The organism is Halobium salinum (assembly GCF_026586625.1).
Classification (GTDB): domain Archaea; phylum Halobacteriota; class Halobacteria; order Halobacteriales; family Haloferacaceae; genus Halobium; species Halobium salinum.
On sequence record NZ_JAODIW010000006.1, the window covers coordinates 1,152,965 to 1,169,299 of the forward strand.

The 16,335-nt window shown below is 66.9% G+C and carries 17 protein-coding genes and 1 tRNA gene; 9 read left to right on the forward strand and 9 right to left on the reverse strand.

Going from position 1 to position 16,335, the window contains the following annotated elements:
• Positions 1 to 14: 14 nt before the first annotated feature.
• The 5 genes from eutC to N5095_RS09190 all read right to left on the reverse strand — a co-directional run bounded on the left by eutC (position 15) and on the right by N5095_RS09190 (position 4,810).
• A complete protein-coding gene (eutC, locus tag N5095_RS09170) occupies positions 15 to 797 on the reverse strand; it encodes an ethanolamine ammonia-lyase subunit EutC (RefSeq protein WP_308203529.1) in 783 nt (260 codons plus the stop codon).
• Complete coding sequence (locus N5095_RS09175) at positions 794 to 2,155, reverse strand: ethanolamine ammonia-lyase subunit EutB (protein ID WP_267622471.1); 1,362 nt, start codon at positions 2,153 to 2,155, stop codon at positions 794 to 796. Before N5095_RS09175 ends, eutC begins: the two co-directional genes overlap by 4 nt.
• 230 nt (positions 2,156 to 2,385) lie before the next feature.
• Complete coding sequence (locus N5095_RS09180; RefSeq protein ID WP_267622472.1) at positions 2,386 to 2,994, reverse strand: hypothetical protein; 609 nt, start codon at positions 2,992 to 2,994, stop codon at positions 2,386 to 2,388.
• A gap of 169 nt (positions 2,995 to 3,163) precedes the next feature.
• Positions 3,164 to 3,619 carry a TRAM domain-containing protein gene (locus N5095_RS09185; protein WP_267622473.1) on the reverse strand — a complete coding sequence of 152 codons (456 nt, stop codon included), beginning with the start codon at positions 3,617 to 3,619 and terminating at the stop codon, positions 3,164 to 3,166.
• Positions 3,620 to 4,736: 1,117 nt separating this feature from the next.
• Positions 4,737 to 4,810, reverse strand: a tRNA-Ile gene (locus N5095_RS09190).
• 268 nt (positions 4,811 to 5,078) lie between these two features.
• On the opposite strand from N5095_RS09190, the gene N5095_RS09195 reads away from it, so the two are divergent.
• Positions 5,079 to 6,560: a S8 family peptidase gene (locus N5095_RS09195; RefSeq protein WP_267622474.1), complete on the forward strand. Its 1,482-nt coding sequence runs from the start codon at positions 5,079 to 5,081 to the stop codon at positions 6,558 to 6,560.
• 46 nt (positions 6,561 to 6,606) lie between these two features.
• Here N5095_RS09195 and N5095_RS09200 read toward each other — a convergent pair whose 3' ends face one another.
• From N5095_RS09200 to N5095_RS09210, 3 genes are all read right to left on the reverse strand, one after another.
• Entirely contained in the window at positions 6,607 to 7,101 is a 495-nt protein-coding gene (locus N5095_RS09200) for an FxsA family protein (RefSeq protein ID WP_267622475.1), read from the reverse strand.
• A 108-nt stretch (positions 7,102 to 7,209) separates the two neighbouring features.
• Positions 7,210 to 8,049 (reverse strand): TrmB family transcriptional regulator, encoded by an 840-nt coding sequence (locus tag N5095_RS09205; RefSeq protein WP_267622476.1) that lies wholly within the window; start codon positions 8,047 to 8,049, stop codon positions 7,210 to 7,212.
• A 149-nt stretch (positions 8,050 to 8,198) separates the two neighbouring features.
• Positions 8,199 to 9,926: a DUF255 domain-containing protein gene (locus tag N5095_RS09210; RefSeq protein WP_267622477.1), complete on the reverse strand. Its 1,728-nt coding sequence runs from the start codon at positions 9,924 to 9,926 to the stop codon at positions 8,199 to 8,201.
• A gap of 143 nt (positions 9,927 to 10,069) precedes the next feature.
• Here N5095_RS09210 and N5095_RS09215 point away from each other — a divergent pair, with 143 nt between their 5' ends.
• The gene (locus N5095_RS09215) at positions 10,070 to 10,387 is read left to right on the forward strand and encodes a DUF8152 family protein (protein ID WP_267622478.1); all 318 of its coding nucleotides are present in this window, start codon (positions 10,070 to 10,072) and stop codon (positions 10,385 to 10,387) included.
• A 55-nt stretch (positions 10,388 to 10,442) separates the two neighbouring features.
• Here N5095_RS09215 and N5095_RS09220 read toward each other — a convergent pair whose 3' ends face one another.
• Positions 10,443 to 10,979, reverse strand: coding sequence for an NUDIX domain-containing protein (locus N5095_RS09220; protein WP_267622479.1), 537 nt, complete (start codon positions 10,977 to 10,979; stop codon positions 10,443 to 10,445).
• Positions 10,980 to 11,174: 195 nt separating this feature from the next.
• Between N5095_RS09220 and N5095_RS09225 the strand changes: the two genes are divergently transcribed.
• The 7 genes from N5095_RS09225 (at position 11,175) to N5095_RS09255 (ending at position 16,301) form a co-directional block, all read left to right on the forward strand.
• Complete coding sequence (locus N5095_RS09225; protein WP_267622480.1) at positions 11,175 to 12,002, forward strand: ZIP family metal transporter; 828 nt, start codon at positions 11,175 to 11,177, stop codon at positions 12,000 to 12,002.
• An 86-nt stretch (positions 12,003 to 12,088) separates the two neighbouring features.
• Positions 12,089 to 12,367 carry a hypothetical protein gene (locus N5095_RS09230; protein ID WP_267622481.1) on the forward strand — a complete coding sequence of 93 codons (279 nt, stop codon included), beginning with the start codon at positions 12,089 to 12,091 and terminating at the stop codon, positions 12,365 to 12,367.
• A 183-nt stretch (positions 12,368 to 12,550) separates the two neighbouring features.
• Positions 12,551 to 13,372, forward strand: coding sequence for an Nmad3 family putative nucleotide modification protein (locus N5095_RS09235; protein ID WP_267622482.1), 822 nt, complete (start codon positions 12,551 to 12,553; stop codon positions 13,370 to 13,372).
• A 61-nt stretch (positions 13,373 to 13,433) separates the two neighbouring features.
• The gene (locus tag N5095_RS09240; protein WP_267622483.1) at positions 13,434 to 14,339 is read left to right on the forward strand and encodes a winged helix-turn-helix domain-containing protein; all 906 of its coding nucleotides are present in this window, start codon (positions 13,434 to 13,436) and stop codon (positions 14,337 to 14,339) included.
• A gap of 6 nt (positions 14,340 to 14,345) precedes the next feature.
• On the forward strand, positions 14,346 to 14,480 hold the full coding sequence (locus tag N5095_RS09245; protein WP_267622484.1) for a hypothetical protein: 135 nt from the start codon (positions 14,346 to 14,348) through the stop codon (positions 14,478 to 14,480).
• A 93-nt stretch (positions 14,481 to 14,573) separates the two neighbouring features.
• On the forward strand, positions 14,574 to 15,926 hold the full coding sequence (locus N5095_RS09250; RefSeq protein WP_267622485.1) for an MFS transporter: 1,353 nt from the start codon (positions 14,574 to 14,576) through the stop codon (positions 15,924 to 15,926).
• Between the two features lie 75 nt (positions 15,927 to 16,001).
• Positions 16,002 to 16,301 (forward strand): antibiotic biosynthesis monooxygenase, encoded by a 300-nt coding sequence (locus N5095_RS09255; RefSeq protein WP_267622486.1) that lies wholly within the window; start codon positions 16,002 to 16,004, stop codon positions 16,299 to 16,301.
• Positions 16,302 to 16,335: the final 34 nt, after the last annotated feature.

Consider the following 16,335-nt stretch of genomic DNA (forward strand, 5'->3'; position numbering starts at 1 on the left):
CGGGACGAAAGCGTTCAGCCTTTCTGGAACTCCCGGTCGCCCTCGGAGAGGTCTAGTCCGCTGGCCTCCTGTTCGACCATTGCTGCCAGCATATCGGCGATTTTCGCACCGGCCTCGACCGGCGGTAGACCGCCAGCGTGGATGTTCGAGATGACCGACTTCTTCGCCGTTGGGGCACCGCGTTTGGGGCCGTAAACCATGTACGCACTCAGGCTCTCGGCAGTTCGCAGGCCGGGGCGCTCGCCGATTAAGTTGACACAACACTCAGCGTCCAGTTCCTCGCCGATGGCGTCCATCACATCGACCCGCCCGAACTCGACGAAGACGGGTGTGCCCACCGACAGCCCACGTTCGTCGAGTTCGTCGATGAGCGCCGGCAACAGGTCCGGGATGTTCGCTTCGATCGCAGTCGAACTCAGCCCGTCGGTGATAATCACCTGGACGTCCGGGTGTTGCTGACACTGTGTGTGGAGGTACTCGACAGTCTCTTCGGGGATCTCCGCACCGAGGTCCGGCCGAGCGAGGTACTGGTCTTTGTCCTCGACCAGCGTCCGAACCTTCACGAGATCGAGGTCTTCGACGAAGGCGTCGCTGACGGTCGTCAGGACCGCGTCGCGGGCGCGGCCGTGGTCTGCTTGGAAGGTGAGCATCGTCTCCGTTCGTGGGCGCGGACCGGCCCTCCCGACACCGAGTCGGGAGGGGTTGCGCGATACGATGCGTTCGAGTCCGTTTTCGTCGGGGCTGTCTCCAGCCTCGTTACGCCCCGTGGGTGTGTCGTCAATTGGAGTCATGGTCATGTGAAGATGGTCGGATCGCCCGCACGGTCGGTCAGCGTGCCGTCGTGCCAGATGTCCATCTCTTCGAGCCACGTTCGGAATTCGGGTGCTGGACCGAGGTCGAAAATCTCCCACAGCGCTGCGGCGTCGTGGTAACTATTGGATTGGTAGTTCAGCATGACATCGTCGCCCATCGGCACTGTAATGAAATAGTTTGCACCGGCGGCACTCAGGAGGACGGCGAGGTTCTCGATGTCGTTCTGGTCGGCGTCGATGTGGTTGGTGTAGCAGGCGTCGATTCCCATCGAGATGCCGTGGAGTTGCCCCATGAACACGTCCTCGAGCCCGGCCCGGATTACCTGACGACCGTCATACAGGTATTCGGGGCCGATGAACCCGACGACGGTGTTGACGATGAACGGGTCGTACCGTTTCGCTAGCCCATAACAACGCGCCTCCAGCGTGAGCTGGTCGACGCCCTCGTGTGCGTCGCCCGAGAGCTCTGCGCCCTGCCCCGTCTCGAAGTACATCACGTTCGGTCCACTGGACGTACAGCGGCGCTCGGCGAGGTCGTGAGCCTCGTCGAGCAGCTCGACGTCGATGCCGAACTCGTCGTTGCCAACCTGAGTCCCGGCCAAACTTTGGAAGATTAGATCCGCCGGCGCGCCGTCCCGGATGGCGTTCATCTGCGTTGTTACATGCGCAAGACAGCAGTTCTGGGTCGGAATCCCCCACTCCTCGATAAACTCGTGTGTCCCCTCTAGAATGCGCGTCGTCGTGCCCACGTTGTCCTCGACGGGGTTGATGCCGATGACTGCGTCACCGACACCATACGACAGACCTTCTCGCGTCGAGTCGAGGATCCGGTCGACGTCGTCCGCCGGGTCGTTCGGCTGCAGTCTGAACGACAGCGTCCCCTCGGTGCCGATGGTGTTGTTACAGCGCGCAGTCACCTCCATCTTCGAGGTGACCAACACGAGATCCATGTTCGACATGATCTTCGTGACAGCCGCGATCATCTCGCTCGTCAGTCCGGAACGGATTGCGCGAACCTCCCGGTCGGTTGTCGATGAGTCGACGAGAAATTCGCGCAAATCGGCGACTGTCCAGTCTCGGATCCGCTCGTAAATCGGCTCTCGGACCGCATCCTGGATGACTCTCGTCACCTCGTCTTCGTCGTAGGGAACTACTGGATTCTCACGCAGTCTCTCGAGGGTCGTTTGGCTCAGCGCACGCTTTGCAGCGACGCGCTCGGCATCTGAGTCCGCCGCGAGGTTCGCAAGCTCGTCCCCCGTCTTTGGCTCGTTAGCCTTCGCGAGGAGGGTCTGAATCGACTCGAACGTATAGTCGCCGGCGGATAGTGTGTTAGCTGTTCCCATACCATGAATCGTTCGTAGCTGTCGGTATTAGTCCTCGCTGTTAATTAATAAACTTTAGTTTGGGATACTAAAGTACGGTTTCGAGATAGAGAGAATCAATCCAAGATCATCAAACGGAGGGAGTCGTGACGTCCGCTGGATTAGAGCATCTCTATATGGAGTGGCTCCGGAAAGGACTCTGAGATAGCCAATCTCGAGATAGGCTATTTCAGAATAGGCTGTCTGAGCGACTACTGTGGACGCTCTGAGCGACCGTCGAATAGTGAGGTAAACCGTACCAGCAACGCGAGCGCGATAGCGATTCCGAGCGTCGGATATTCGACGCTGACGAGCGCCCACTTCACCGTTTCGGAGGCGTTCATGAGACTAATCAGGATGGTCGCGTAGTCGTCGGGGTTCGTGTAGATCAGGATGACCCAGAGGTTCTCCAACGAATCAAAGAGTCGAGAGAAGAACGTCAGGCCCATCCCGACCTTCGGAATCAGTCCCAACCAGTCGTGGAACTCAAGCGTCTTGAGGGCGATCGAGTGGAGCGAGAAAAACAACAAGAACCCCGCGACGATGAAGACGTAATCGAGAATCGAGAGCAGCATCACGGAGTCCATGACGGGGTCGAAAGCCTGCAGTATCGCATCCACTTCCGCTCGGGTCGTCGCCGCCTGTAAATCCGTAGTCGAATAGCCGGTGGTTTCGATTTGGCGTGTCACCGGGACGAACCCCAGGACAATCACCCCGACGAAGACACAGAATGATACACCGGCGACTACACCGTGGGTTCGAGAGGAGAACGCATCCGCATATCGCTCGACGGGGCGAAAGAGTGCATGCAGCCGTTGCATAGGAAGGGATCGGTCCCGCTCACGCTTCTTTCGACCGATGTGATTCTCTACTCCACATCCATCCCAGCGTGCTTCCCCCATACGGGTGTCGTGACAGGCAGCTATCGAGCCAGTACTCGGTGTCGATTTCGAATGTGGGACTGCACTCTCGAACCCATCGACCGGAGCGCTAAATCGGCTCGGCGAACGCCACCGTCTCCTTCACGTCGGTGATCTCCACTTCCACTTCGTCACCGGGTTCGGTCCCCGAGACGATGACGATGAACCCACGCTCGACGCGGGCGAGGCCGTCGCCCTGGTCCCCGAGGGTCTCGATGGTCACCGAGCGGATCTCCCCCTCGCTGACGGGCGGTGATTGGGCGTTCGGCCGCGACCGTGACGAGGTCGACGTCGACGTCGATTGCGTGGAGGGCTGCTCGGAACCCGAACCCTGTGTCGAACTGGGACGCCCAGAGGACGCAGCCGTGGACGTCGCCCCGTCGAGGAGTGCAATCCGATACAACTCGGTTTCGTCCAGCGACCCGTTCTGGACGAGTTCCTCGGGAATCGGGACGACGTAGCGGTCGCCGTCGCGTTCGATAGAGGCTTCGAACAACAGCCGGATTGATTCCGGAATGGTTGACATTGTTGGTCCTACGGGGTAGACAAATAAAATCCATCGGAATCTGAGTGTCTGCATTTTGGATAGTTGCTTGGCAGGTTTCGGAGACGCTCCGAGGCATTTCCACACTCGACTCTCCGTGTCGGACTCCGTCGAGAGACGCTCTCGTCCGATCAGCGTCGTCGAATCGGAGGTCACAATCGGTCGAATCGTCCGGTGGAGACCTGTTCAGCCTGTATCGAAACGCATCTGGGACGGAACGTGACCACGGAGGGGAATCGACAGAGAAGACCACACAAAGTGGTTCAGGCGCTCGAATTCGGGCGTTTCGAGTAGCAGGTGTGTTTCGAGGCGGCGGTGACGACCCACGCAAATCGCCAGACGGGAACCGATTGTGAAGATCTGTGGTGCTATGGGACCGGGCCACGAGTTATGGTTCACGCTCGGATAGTCCCAAATCGAGCACCTCGCACCCGTCTCTCTGTGATTCCACCTGTATCACATCCTATCCTAGTTCCGTTCCGCCTGCCCATTACTGGTCTCTACCGGAGGATATGACCGATTGTAATTATCGAAATAGGGCCGCTTGTCCGACGAAACCGACTCTACTCGCTGTTCGACCGCTGTCACCGATTGTAGGGTACTTCGCATTCGTCGTGATTGACTCGGTTCTGTTGGCGTGGGGCACGAGGGTACGTCGAGGAGAATCTCTCGTCACCTCCAAGGGTGGAGGCGACGAATGGCTACACGCCACGAAGAGCAGGTCGCGAGAAGCATCGACCCCGAAACGGCGGTTGCGGAGTACCTCCAGACGCGACGGGAGGAGGCCCTGAGCGATGCGACGATCCACGCACACGAGTACCGGCTGTCGCACTTCGTCAGGTGGTGTCGCGCTTTCCGAGCGAGTGGCCGAACAGGGTGCGTGTGAGCCGATGAACGTCACGCCGTCTGTACTGGGGAAACACTATGATATGCGTTCAGAGCGCGAGAAGATGTCTGCTCGACGGGACGTGTCCGACGCGATTTATCGAGCGTCAAATAACCCCTGTAGCAGCCGCTCCGGAGTTGTAGAACCGAGTTAGGTGGCTGGGGAGTTGTCCCGGCCCCTAAATTCCCACCGAGGGTGGGAATTACTTCGATGTGGGCCAACGCGGATTTGAACCGCGGACCTCCCGGTTATCAGCCGAGCGCTCAACCTGACTGAGCTATTGGCCCAGGTGAGCGCATTCACCACTTCCGCCGGATTCTGTTTAAGCGTTTCCGTTCGGCATTCCCCTTACGTGGTTCGATTTCGGCCGCGTTGCGCGTGCGTTGCGTGTGGATAGCCGAAACGCGGGGCGAGCCGCGACGGACCGCGACCGCCGGGAGAGGAGACGCGCGCGACAACTCTCGGATTTACTCGGAGAGTATGTATCAAGTTCAACGATAGTAGTAATACTCTTCAAACAAATACTTGAGTCCACACCATTCAATGACGGAGGCAATGACAGACCTCGACAGGCGAACGTTCCTCGGAACCGCAGCGGCAGGTGGCATCGCACTGGCCGGGATGGGCGTGACGAGCGCCGCCGACCCGGAGAGCGACGCGGAGCAGTACGTCGTGACCGCCACCGGGCAGGTACGAACGCGTCTGGAGAAGGCGGGGGTCACCGTTCGAGCGACCGTCGCCGACGACACGGTCGCGCTGGTCGAGGCGCCGTCCGGCGAGGCGGTCCGCGACGTCTCCGGCGTCCGGTCCGTCGAGCCGAACGTGGGGTACCAGGCCGTCGGGCCGGCCCATCAGTCCACGGAGGACTCGTGGAACGATACGCTCGCCGAGGACCAGTGGGACAAGCACGCCGAGACGACCGGCGCGTTCGAAGCCCACGACACCGCGACGGGGGCCGAGCGCTCCGTCGCCATCATCGACACGGGTATCGCTCCAGACCACCCCGATGTCGCCGCCGAGATGAGCCGCGGAAAGCTCTTTCGCGCCGACGGCGCGAGCGCCCCGGACGGGTCGCCCACCGTCGACGGCGACACGACCGTCGAGGCTCGACTCCCGCCGAACGGCGAGGAGGTCGCGGCCTACACCTACCTCGGGTCGCCGGCCACGCGGTCACAGCCCGCTGGCGACGACGTGGACTCTCACGGTACCCACTGTGCAGGCATCGCGACCGGCGTCCACGACGGGACGACCGGCATCGCCGGGATGGCTCCCGACGCGTCCGCAGTACCGATGCGCGTCTTCTACTGGAAGGAGTACGAGGGGTACCCACTGGACACGGACGACGACGGCGAACAGGAGGAGGTCACCGTCACGACGCTGTGGACGACCGACTTCGACATCCTGAGCGCCATCGACTACGCGGCGGAGCAGGAGGTCGACGCCGCGAACATGAGCCTCGGTGGTGGAGTGCTGAAGGGCTCGGCACACGCGAGCGGCGAACACGTCGCCTACCAGCGCGTGGTCCAGTCGGCCGTCCAGCGCGGGACGGTCGTCACGACGAGCGCCGGCAACGCCGACGCCGACCTGCAGCACGAGGGGTACTACACGCTGCCGAACAGCGTCCCCGGGTCGGTGAGCGTCTCCGCGACGGGACCGAGCAACGAACTCGCGTTCTACTCGAACTACGGCACGAGCGACATCGACGTGGGCGCCCCCGGCGGCGGCTACGGCACCCTCGAGAAGACCCTCGCGAGCGACACCGAGTGGCCGTACCCGACGAACCTCGTCCTCTCGACGGTCCCCGCGGACCTCAACGACGGGAAGCAGTACGCCTACTACGCCGGCACCTCGATGGCCGCGCCGCAGGTCGCCGGGTTGGTGGCGCTCGTCCGCGAAGTGAACCCCGACCTGAACGCGAAGCAGGTCCAGAGCATCGTCCAGAACACGGCCCGGTACAGCAAAGGCAAGAGTAGCGCCGACCTCGGGGCGGGTGTCGTCTACGCACCCGACGCCGTCGCGGAGGCGTCGAGACGGTAACTCGGAGACATCGAGCGGCGAAGGCGTCGCCGTCCGCGTCGGTCGTTCAGTTAGACTCCGACTCCTCGTCCCGGTCGAACCGGTACGAGTTGGGGTCGACGTCGTACGTCTCCTGTTTCGGGAACCCGCCCGTCCACGTTCCGCCGGAGACGAACCCGTCCATCTTCCTGTCGAGGTACGGCTTCGCCACGTAGCGTTTCACCACCTCGCGGATGGGGTAGCGGGTCACCGGGACGGCGAACAGGAACCCGATGAGGTCGGTGACGACGCCGGGCGTGAGTAGGAACGCCCCGGCGGCGATGAGCATCCCGCCGTCGATGAGCTGGTCGGTCGGGAGCTGTCCGCTCGACAGCTTCCGCTCCAGCTTTCGCATCGTGTGACGCCCCTCCGCCCGGACCAGTAGCATCCCAATCAGTCCCGTCAGGACGACGAGCGCGACCACGACCAGCGGGTCGAGGACGAACCCCGCGAGCGCCACCAGCGCCAGCGAGTCCGCGAGCGGGATCAACAGCAGGAGCGCTATCAGGTAGCGCGGCTTCATGCGTGCGGGTTCTCGTCGGCCGGTCATAGGCCTTTTCGTCGGACCGTCCCCGGTCGAGGCTCGACGTTCGACCTCGACCGCCGACGGACATCGAGGCGGCTCGACCCGTCAGTCCTCGAAACTCGTCGGGTCGAAACTCGCCGGGTCGAGGTCGAGCGGCTCCGCGTCGAGCCACCGCGGCTCGAACGCCCCGGCGACCTCCGTGGCGAACTCGGGGTCCTTGAGGTCTATCATGGCGAACGCCTCGTCGGGGTCGAGCGGGTTCGGCACCTCGATACACACCTCCACGTCGTCGATGAGGTTGAACGTCCCCGGGACGCTCGAACACGTCCGCACCTCGAACGACGGGTGGGGCGCGAGGCGCTCGACGTACCGCTCGCCGACGCTCGGCGGGAGCGACTCGACGTGCTCGGGCGTCATCAGCAGCGACACCTCGACACCCCTGTCGAGGGCGCTCTCGAGCTGCTCGGCGATGCGGTCGCCGACCTCCCCGAGGTCGAACTGGATAGAGGAGTGGCCGGCCACCATGACGATGTACTGGTCGGCGGCGGCGAGACGTTCGAGCAGGAGGTCCAACGACTCCTCCAGTCCGACCGCGGCAGTCCAGAACTGCCCCTCGATGGGCTCGGCGGCCTCCAGTTCGTCGGAGAGCTCCTCGACGATTTCCTCGTACTGCTCCGCCTTCTCGTCGAGTTCGCGCTTCTTGTCGGCGAGGAGCCGGTCGAGCGCCGCGTCGGGCTCGACGGCGACGTACTTCTTCGGGCGGCTCGCCGCCTGACTCCGCACGAGGTTGTACTGCTCCAGACTGTTGAGGACGTCGTAGATGCGGCCCATCGGCACGTCGCTCGCCCGGGACAACTCCTTCGCCGTTGTCGGTCCCGTTCGGAGGAGGGACCGGTACGCTCGTTCCTCGTACTCGGAGAGCCCGAGGTCGCGGAGGTCGGCCATGGAGTACCCTTCGTCTCCCCCTTCAAAAACCCATCGAGCGTTTACACTCCGGTGTCCGTGTCGCTCGTTTTCGCCGGGCAAGTGCCCACCACGCCGGGGGTGCCAGTGCGTCGCTGTGCCGCTCAGTCGCCGACCGGCCGAGGTCGGCCTCACCCCGACGCGTGCTCGGCGACCAGCGCCATCAGGTCGTCGGGCGTCTCCGCGCGGTGTGCGTCGTCGCCGACGAGCAGGTACGCGGCGTCGCCGGTCGTCTCCTCGGGGCCGACACGTCCCTCTAGTTGGGCGGTGGCGTTCGGGACGACGACCTTCTCGTGGTCGGCGACGCGGAGGGCCGCCCGGTGGAGGTCGGAGCCGACGGGCGCATCGAGGGCGACGACGAGCGGGTCGCGACAGAGCCGGCCGGCGACGGCACCGTAGCCGGCGACCTGCACGCCGATTCGGTCCCACGCGCCGGCGAACGCGCCCACCGCCTCGCGCGCGACCTCCCGGTATCGGGGGTCGTCGGCGAGGACCGCCAGGTCGAGCAACGCGTCGGCCATCTCGACGGTGTCGTCGAGCGGGCGGAGCGGGCGGTCGAGGAGCCCCGGTCCGGCCGCCGGGCCGTCGCGGAAGCTCCCCTCCTCGTCGTCGAACAGCGTCGCGAGCGCGTAGTCGGCGGCGTCGCGAGCCACGTCCAACCCCTCTCCGAGCACCGTCTCCGCGCGGGCGAACGCGGCGGCGACGCGGGCCTGGTCGGCCAACAGGCCGGCTTCGCCCACCTCGTCGCTCTCCCGGTAGTGGACGACGGCGAGACCGGGTGCGTCGGCGTCGACGGCGCCGTCCGCGAACCGTTCGTCGTCGGCGAGGCTCTCGGGGTCGACGAGCAGTTCGTCTTCGAGGTACGCCATCGTCCGCTCTGCGTACTCCCGGGTGCGCTCGTCGTCGGTGTAGGCGTGGTACGTCAGGAGGGCGTCGACGGCGAGCGCGTTGGCGCCGGCGTAGGCGGTCAGGTCGCGGCGCGGCCCGGTCGCCGACTCGCGCTCCTCGGCGTCGAGTTCGTAGTACGAGCGCCCGCCCGCCGGACCGACGCTCCCGCCGAAGGCGACGCCGGTCCAGAGCCCGTCGGTCAGGAAGTCGACGGCGGCGTCGGCGGTGTCGCGGTAGCTCTCGTCGCCCGTGTAGAGGTAGGCGTTCGCGAACGCCCGCAGGAGCGCCGCGTTCGAGTCCAGCAGTTTCTCGTGGTTCACGTCGCCCCAGTTGCGCGCGCCGGCGTACCGGAAGAACCCGCCCGCCACCCCGTCGGAGAGGTTGCGCGTAATCGCGTCGAGGGTCCGCAGGGCCTGCTCGCGCTCGCGCTTGAGCGCGAACTCGACCGTCCGGGGGAGCGGGAACTTCGCGTCGCTCCCCCAGCCGGCGAACTCCCCGTCGTACTTGTCGCCCAACTGGCCCGCGACGTGGGCCTCGATGCGGTCGTCGACCGGCCCTCTGGGAGTCGGCTCGCCGGCGAGCGCCCGCGGGACCCGACCGCCGGACTCGCCCTTCGCGTCCCACGTCTCGCGCACGCGGTCGAGCACCTGTCGCATCCCGCCGGGCCCGAGGTACGTCGCCCCGGTCAGGAGCTTTCCGGAGGGCGTGGTGAACACCGTCGAGGGGAACCCGCCCATGTTGTATCGTTCGCGTACCCGGGGATGCCGGTCCACGTCGACCCGAACGGGGACGAACCCGTCGTTGACGTTGGCGGCGATTCGCGGCTCGGCGTACGTCTCCACGTCCATCTCGTGGCAGTCCCCACACCACGTCGCGGAGAGAGAGAGCAACACCGGCTTACCCGTCCGGTCGGCCTCGGCGAACGCCTCGGCGCCCCACTCGCGCCACTCGACGCGCGTGTCGTCGTCCATGCCCCGTCGTCGGAGGGCGCCGCGGGTAAGAGCTTCGAGATTTCCGGGCGTGAGCCGGACTGCCGTCTCGGGGACCTCCGGTCGGCACGTGAGGCGACGCCCCGGGCCACCGGCTTCATGCGGCTGGGGCCTCGTCTTCGACCATGTCCACCGACGAGACGCCGACCCTGGCAGACCGCACCGCCGACCTGCACGCTCATCTCGAAGCGACCGAGGAACAGCCCATCGACGCGACCGCAAACCGCTGGATAGGCGAGGCCGAGGCGGTCGCCGGGGACGTTGCGGCGCTGGCCGCGGGGGAGGACGTCGACGAGTCGGTCGTCGCCGAGCGCGTCGGCCACGTCCGGGAACTACTCTCGAACGTCGACGAGACGGGCGACTCCGGCGCCGACGAACACGTCGCGGCCGCCCGCGCCGAGGCCGAGGGAATCATCGACCGAATCGAGGCGGCGAACAGCTGAGCGCGGGCTCCCGTCCTGTCCGTCCGGCGCTACTTCAATCCCGTTCGGCGCCATCTCAATCCAGGTCCGCGTACCGCGCGACGGCCGGGTCGACGTCGTCAGGAAGCGACTCGACCCACCGAACGTCGGCGACCTCCGGGTCGTCGGTCCCGACCGTGCCGCCGACGTATCGCCCCTCGAAGAACGCGCCGAGTCGGTACAACGCGTCGTCCGTCGCCGACCCCTCGCCGTCGGCGACGAGTCGAACCCGTCGGCAGAAGCGCAGTCCCGTCACCTCGCAGTCGACGCCGGTCTCCTCTCTGACCTCCCGTACGGCCGACTCGACGAGCGTCTCGCCTCCCTCTAGTCCACCGCCCGGTACGGACCACGTCCCGCTTCCGGTCGCGCGCTGGAGGAGCAGTCGGCCCTCGTCGTCGCGGACGTACGCGGCCCCGCCGTCGAGGACGCCGTCGGCGACGACCCGGGCCATGTCCCGAAAGCGGCCCGGCGACACCGTCATCTCCTCGTCGTAGACCGGCGCGTCGCCGTAGTCGGCCCGGAGCGACTCGACGAGGCCGTCGACGCGGGCACGACTCTCGGATTCGAGCGACATGGGTGGTCGTCGCTCGGGATGGTGGTAGTGTTCACGCTTCACCGCGTGAGGGCGAACTCGACTTCCCCCGACGTCCTCCGGCTCCCCCCGACTTCCGAACTCCTCCGACTCTCTCCGACCACCAACTTTATTAACGAAACCGAGCAGATTAACAACGTGAGCGTTATTAACTCCGAAGTAGGAATTCACAATCGAATGCGACGACCCTCAGTGCTCGGTCTCGTCGGCGCAGGCTGTCTGCTCGTACTGTCGACGCTCGCGATGTACGCCGACATCGACAACGCCGGGAAGCTCCTCGTCGTCGCGTGGGTGGCCTTCGGAGCCATGACGGTCGCCGGCGCGCTGGGCGCCCGGACCGGCGACCGCTCGGCCGGTACGCTCGTGTGGGGCAACGGGCTCGCCGCCGGTGCGATGGTGACGAGCGCGGCCGTCTTCCTCCTCCCGACGGCCATCAACCACCAGGCCCAGTGGGGCGGCGTCGGCGTCGCCTCCGGACTCCTCATCGGCTACGGGGCCCACACCGTCGGCCACCGCCTCGCGCACATGGACCTCCCGATGGACCGCACGGTCGCCGAGCTCACCGCCCACGCGCTCTCGGCGGGCGCCATCATCGGCGTCGTCTACGGCAACATGAACGTGAGCCTCCTGCTCGGCCTCTCCATCGTCTCCCACAAGGGCCCGGCCGGCTACGCCGCCGCGGGTCGGCTCGTCCGCGACGGCCGCGACTGGTCCGTCCTCCTGCTCCCCGCCGCCGGCGTCGGTCTCACCGCCATCGCCGCGAGCCTCGTCGCGCTCCCGGCCGCACCGGCCGTCCGCGGCGTCGTCTTCGGCTTCGCGACCGGCGTCTTCCTCCACGTCGCCATGGACTTCCTCCCGCGCTGTGAGATCGGCAGCGAGGTCCACGACGCGCTCTCGGTCGACGGCGAGGCCCACCACATCCTGGACCGTCTGCGCGTCCACGCCGTCGCCAGTACGGCCGTCGGGGGAGCGGTCGTCCTGCTTTCGTGGGTCGCCATCGCCTGAGCCGTCTCACCTCCCTCTCGACTCCCGCTTCGAGGTCGTTCGACTCCGGCGGTATGTTTTTCATCCGCACATTCCACAGTCGAACGATGTCGTTCGAACCACACGCCGTCAGCGCGCGGGCGTCCGAACTCGCGGTCCAGGTCGCCATCGCGGCCATCGTCGTGCTCCTGCCGGGCGCCGCCTACTACGGCGCCACGGGCGACCTGTGGGGGCTACGCGTTCCGCTCCTGCTCGGGGTCCTCTCGGTTCTCTCCTTCCTCCTCAGCCTCGTCGCGGGCTACGCCGCCAGAAAGGAGGACGCCGCACACGCCGAGTACGAGCCGATGCAGAGCGTCCAGAGCCGGAGCAGTCGGGACGACCGATGACCGCGACGGCTCTCCAAGTCGAGTTCCTCGGGCACCTTGTCGGCCTCGCCGTCTTCGGCGTCGTCGCCCTCGCGGTCGCGGTCGCCGTCTTCTGGGCGCTCCAGCGCTACTTCTGACGGCCGAACGCTCCCACCGACCGACCGCAACGCGCAAGCGCCCCGCGGGCGAGGTCCGGACGAACCGATGACCGTCGTTCTCTGTGGCGTCGGCGGCGACGCCGGCAACGTCGCCCCCGACCCGACTGTCGACCCCGACGGACGCTTCGAGTACGTCCCGATTCCCGAGAAGTGCGACACTACCGAGTCGAGGAGTTACGGCACGACCCCGCTTCGACACGGCGACGGCACCCTCGCCGACCGGGTCGACTGGCTCCAGTCGAGAGGGGACTACGACGGCGGGCGTCCGGAGGTCGTCGCCACCCACCCGCTCCACCACGACCCGAACTTCGAACACCTCACCTACGGCGAGCACCGGCGACGACCCTCCCCGTACGTCCAGACCCTCGCCGCGCTCGACCCGGGCGACGCCGTCGCGTTCTACACGGGCCTCCGACCGGAGGACGGCGGGAAGAAACACCGCTACCTCGTCGGCTACTTCGCCGTCGCCGCCGTCACCGTCGTCGACCCCGACCTCCCCGTCGCGGAGAAGCGCGACCTCCTGCGGCGGCACCCGCACAACGCCCACACGAAACGGTTCGAGGCCCGTGGCGCGCTCTACTACCAGGACCCCGACACCGACGCGCCGGTAAAGCCGGTCGTAATCGTCGACGGGCGGGCGCCCGGCGGCCTGCTCGACCGGGCGGTGAAGCTGACCGACCGCCTCGAACGGCGGATGTTCCGCCTCTCGCCCGCAGTCCAGGAGGCCCTGCGACCCCTCGACCGCGACGGCGACCCGGTCCCCGAGGAGGAGTCGGTGTCGCTCGGCGGGTTCAAGCCCGTCGTCGCCTGCGACGTCGACCTCGGCGAGTTCGTCGACTGGGTGGAGACGCGTCAGCGACCCCGGTAACGACCGTCGACCCGCACGCCCGGACCGCCGCGTTCATGTCTTCGGGTCGATAGACGACCGTATGAGCGACCCCGGCGCCGACCGCGACGCGGAGTCCGAACACGCCGGCCACAGCGGCGACCGGGAGGGGACCCGCGGCGACGACTCGACGGACGAGCGGGGTGACACCGTCGTCTCCCGCCTCTCGCCCGAAGAGGCGTTCTCGCTGCTCGGCCACGAGACGCGCCTGCGGACCCTCGAAACCCTCAGCGCCGCCGACGGCCCGCTCGCGTTCTCCGAGTTGCGCGAGCGCGTCGGCGCCGACGACCCCGGCGGGTTCAACTACCATCTCGGAAAGCTCGTCGGCCGGTACGTCCGGAAGGTCGACGGGGCGGCCGAGAGCGGCACGCGAGCCTCGTTGACCGCTGCACCCGACACGGTCGAGGGGTACGAACTCACCATGCCCGGCCGACGGATGGTCGGCGCGGTCCTGTCCGGGGGGACGACCAAGGGACTCGATGGCGACGCCGACCCCGTCCCCGTCGACGCCGACTGCCCCAACTGCGGCGCGGCGATGCGGGCGCAGTTCCGCGACCACGGCGTTCGCGTCGGCTGTGACGACTGCCCGTTCGACTTCACGAACCCCGAAATCCCGCCGGGAGCGCTGGAGGGCCGCCCCCACGAGGCGGTCCCCGAACTCGTCGACCGCTGGCTCAAACGCGGGAGCGCGGTCGCCGAACACGGCTTCTGTGAGGTGTGTGACGGCCCCTTCGAGCGCCGGTTTCTCGTCTCGACCGACGACGACGCCCCCGACTGGCTCACCGGCGAGGCGGGCGCAGAGGTGACCGTACGCGACCGTTGCGCCCGGTGTGGCTACGGCTGGCACTCCTCGGTCGCCGCTGCGGTCACGGACCACCCGGCCGTCGTCGCCTTCCACTGGGAACACGGGGTCGACCTCCGCGAGACGCCACGGTGGGAACTCCCGTAGCTGAGCGTGGCGGGCGGGCGGGTCGCGAGCGAGCACCCGCTCCGCGTCGAAGTTCCGGTCGAACTCGACGGCGAGACGCTCGTCCTGACGCTGGACCGCGACGGTGAGGTGGTCGCGGAGCGGCGAGGGAGCCGGAACTGACAGCACGCGGATAGAAACGCGTTTCTGCCACCTCGCCGATAGAAATGTAATTCTGCGGACAGTTAAGGCGGGCGCTCCCCTGGACACTCGTGCATGGCTTCGTTACGCTCGAACGGGACGTTCGTCCGACTGCTCCTCGGGCGGGTCGTCACCAACGCCGGCGACAGCCTCTACTCCGTCGCCGCGATGTGGCTCGTCTACGACCTCACCGGCTCCGCGCTGTACACCGGAGTCGCCGGCTTTCTCACGTTCAGCACGCAGGTGCTGCAGGTGTTCCTCGGCCCGCTCGCCGACCGGTGGTCCCTTCGCTCGGTTCTCCTCGGCACGCAGGCCGTCCAACTGGTCGGCGTCCTGCTCGTCCCGGCGGCCGCCGCGACGGGGCACCTCTCGGTGTGGCTCGTGCTCGGCCTGATGCCCCTGCTCGCGCTCCTCAATCAGTTCGTCTACCCGGCACAGCACGCGGCGCTGCCCAGTATCGTCGACGACGACCAACTCGTCCGGGCGAACTCCCTGTTCTCCTTCGCGTACCAGGGCGTCGACATGGCGTTCAACGCCGCCGCCGGGGCGCTCATCGTCCTCGTCGGCGCCGTGACGCTCTACCTCGTCGACGCCGTCACGTTCGCGCTCGCGCTGGTGCTGTTCGTCGAGGTGGTCGTCCCCGAATCCGAAGTCGAGGAGGACGGAGCCGGTGACACCGCGGACACCGCAGACAGCGCAGACACCACCGACAGCGATGACTACGGTGGCGACGACGCCGACGATGGCTCCTACCTCGGCGACCTCCGGGAGGGGTTCGGCTACGTCCGGGGGTCGCTGGTCCTCCCGATGGTGCTGGGGTCGGCGGTCGTCAACGGCGCGTTCGGGATGGCCGTCGCCGCCCTTCCGGCGTTCGCCGACACCCTCGGCGGCCCGACCGCCTACGGCCTCCTGACGGCCGCGCTCGGGGCCGGTAGCCTCGCCGGCGCGCTCGGGGCCTCGTACGTCGAGGACCTCCCCTACGGACGCCTCCAGGTGGCCGCCAGCGTCGTCTCCGCCGGCTGTATCACCGCGGCGGTACTCCTCCCGGGCCTCCTCCCCACCGTCGCGCTGTTCTTCGCGTTCTTCGTCCCGTCGGGAGCGACTGGCGTCGTCGGCTCCTCGATGCTCCAGTCGGCCGTCGACGACGCGGTGCTCGGGCGGGTGATGTCCGTCCGCAACGCGGCCAGTTCGGCGATGATGCCCGTCGGCGCGCTGGTCGGCGGCTGGCTCGCGACCGTCGTCGGCCCGGCCGCCGTCGTCGGGTCGCTCGGCCTCGCTTCGCTGTTCTACGCGTCCTTCTTCGTGCTCCACCCAGGTCTCCGTACGCTCCCTCGCGTCGCTGACGCCGACGAGTCGGTGCTCGGGGTCACCGACGGGAGCAGGGCGAACACCCGACCGCGGACGGCGGCTACGGTCGGCGACAACTGAACGGCCCGCCGTCGGCGGAGTGACTGGCGACGAGGATATCCGCTGACCTACCTTCTAGAAGGACCGGTGAATACGATGGCGTATCTCCTCACCCAGTTCACGGTTGCCGACTTCGACGAGTGGCAGGCGTACTTCGACCGCAACGACACCTTCCGTACCGAGCAGGGCCAGCGGAGCTACCGGACGTTCCGGTCGCTCGACGACTCGACCGAGGTCGTCGTACTCCTCGAGTTCGACGACCCCGACGCGATCAGGGCGTTCACGGGCTCCGAGGAGTGGCACGAGCGGATGGCCGAGGCCGGGGTCCGCGGGGTGCCCGAGATTTCGATTCTGGAGGCGGTCGCGGAGAAGCCGCGACAGTCGACCGCGGCGTAGTCCCCCACGCGCTCCCTCTTTCGACCGTCCGCAG

What these genes read in the sequence shown, in the direction of transcription:
- N5095_RS09215 (WP_267622478.1), top strand. Translation starts at nt 10,070, where the DNA reads ATGTCCACCGACGAGACGCCGACCCTGGCAGACCGCACCGCCGACCTG.
- N5095_RS09175 (WP_267622471.1), bottom strand. Translation starts at nt 2,155, where the DNA reads ATGGGAACAGCTAACACACTATCCGCCGGCGACTATACGTTCGAGTCG.
- N5095_RS09230 (WP_267622481.1), top strand. Translation starts at nt 12,089, where the DNA reads ATGTCGTTCGAACCACACGCCGTCAGCGCGCGGGCGTCCGAACTCGCG.
- N5095_RS09200 (WP_267622475.1), bottom strand. Translation starts at nt 7,101, where the DNA reads ATGAAGCCGCGCTACCTGATAGCGCTCCTGCTGTTGATCCCGCTCGCG.
- N5095_RS09225 (WP_267622480.1), top strand. Translation starts at nt 11,175, where the DNA reads ATGCGACGACCCTCAGTGCTCGGTCTCGTCGGCGCAGGCTGTCTGCTC.
- N5095_RS09235 (WP_267622482.1), top strand. Translation starts at nt 12,551, where the DNA reads ATGACCGTCGTTCTCTGTGGCGTCGGCGGCGACGCCGGCAACGTCGCC.
- N5095_RS09180 (WP_267622472.1), bottom strand. Translation starts at nt 2,994, where the DNA reads ATGCAACGGCTGCATGCACTCTTTCGCCCCGTCGAGCGATATGCGGAT.
- N5095_RS09240 (WP_267622483.1), top strand. Translation starts at nt 13,434, where the DNA reads ATGAGCGACCCCGGCGCCGACCGCGACGCGGAGTCCGAACACGCCGGC.
- N5095_RS09220 (WP_267622479.1), bottom strand. Translation starts at nt 10,979, where the DNA reads ATGTCGCTCGAATCCGAGAGTCGTGCCCGCGTCGACGGCCTCGTCGAG.
- N5095_RS09250 (WP_267622485.1), top strand. Translation starts at nt 14,574, where the DNA reads ATGGCTTCGTTACGCTCGAACGGGACGTTCGTCCGACTGCTCCTCGGG.
- N5095_RS09205 (WP_267622476.1), bottom strand. Translation starts at nt 8,049, where the DNA reads ATGGCCGACCTCCGCGACCTCGGGCTCTCCGAGTACGAGGAACGAGCG.
- N5095_RS09185 (WP_267622473.1), bottom strand. Translation starts at nt 3,619, where the DNA reads ATGTCAACCATTCCGGAATCAATCCGGCTGTTGTTCGAAGCCTCTATC.
- N5095_RS09195 (WP_267622474.1), top strand. Translation starts at nt 5,079, where the DNA reads ATGACAGACCTCGACAGGCGAACGTTCCTCGGAACCGCAGCGGCAGGT.
- eutC (WP_308203529.1), bottom strand. Translation starts at nt 797, where the DNA reads ATGACCATGACTCCAATTGACGACACACCCACGGGGCGTAACGAGGCT.
- N5095_RS09255 (WP_267622486.1), top strand. Translation starts at nt 16,002, where the DNA reads ATGGCGTATCTCCTCACCCAGTTCACGGTTGCCGACTTCGACGAGTGG.
- N5095_RS09210 (WP_267622477.1), bottom strand. Translation starts at nt 9,926, where the DNA reads ATGGACGACGACACGCGCGTCGAGTGGCGCGAGTGGGGCGCCGAGGCG.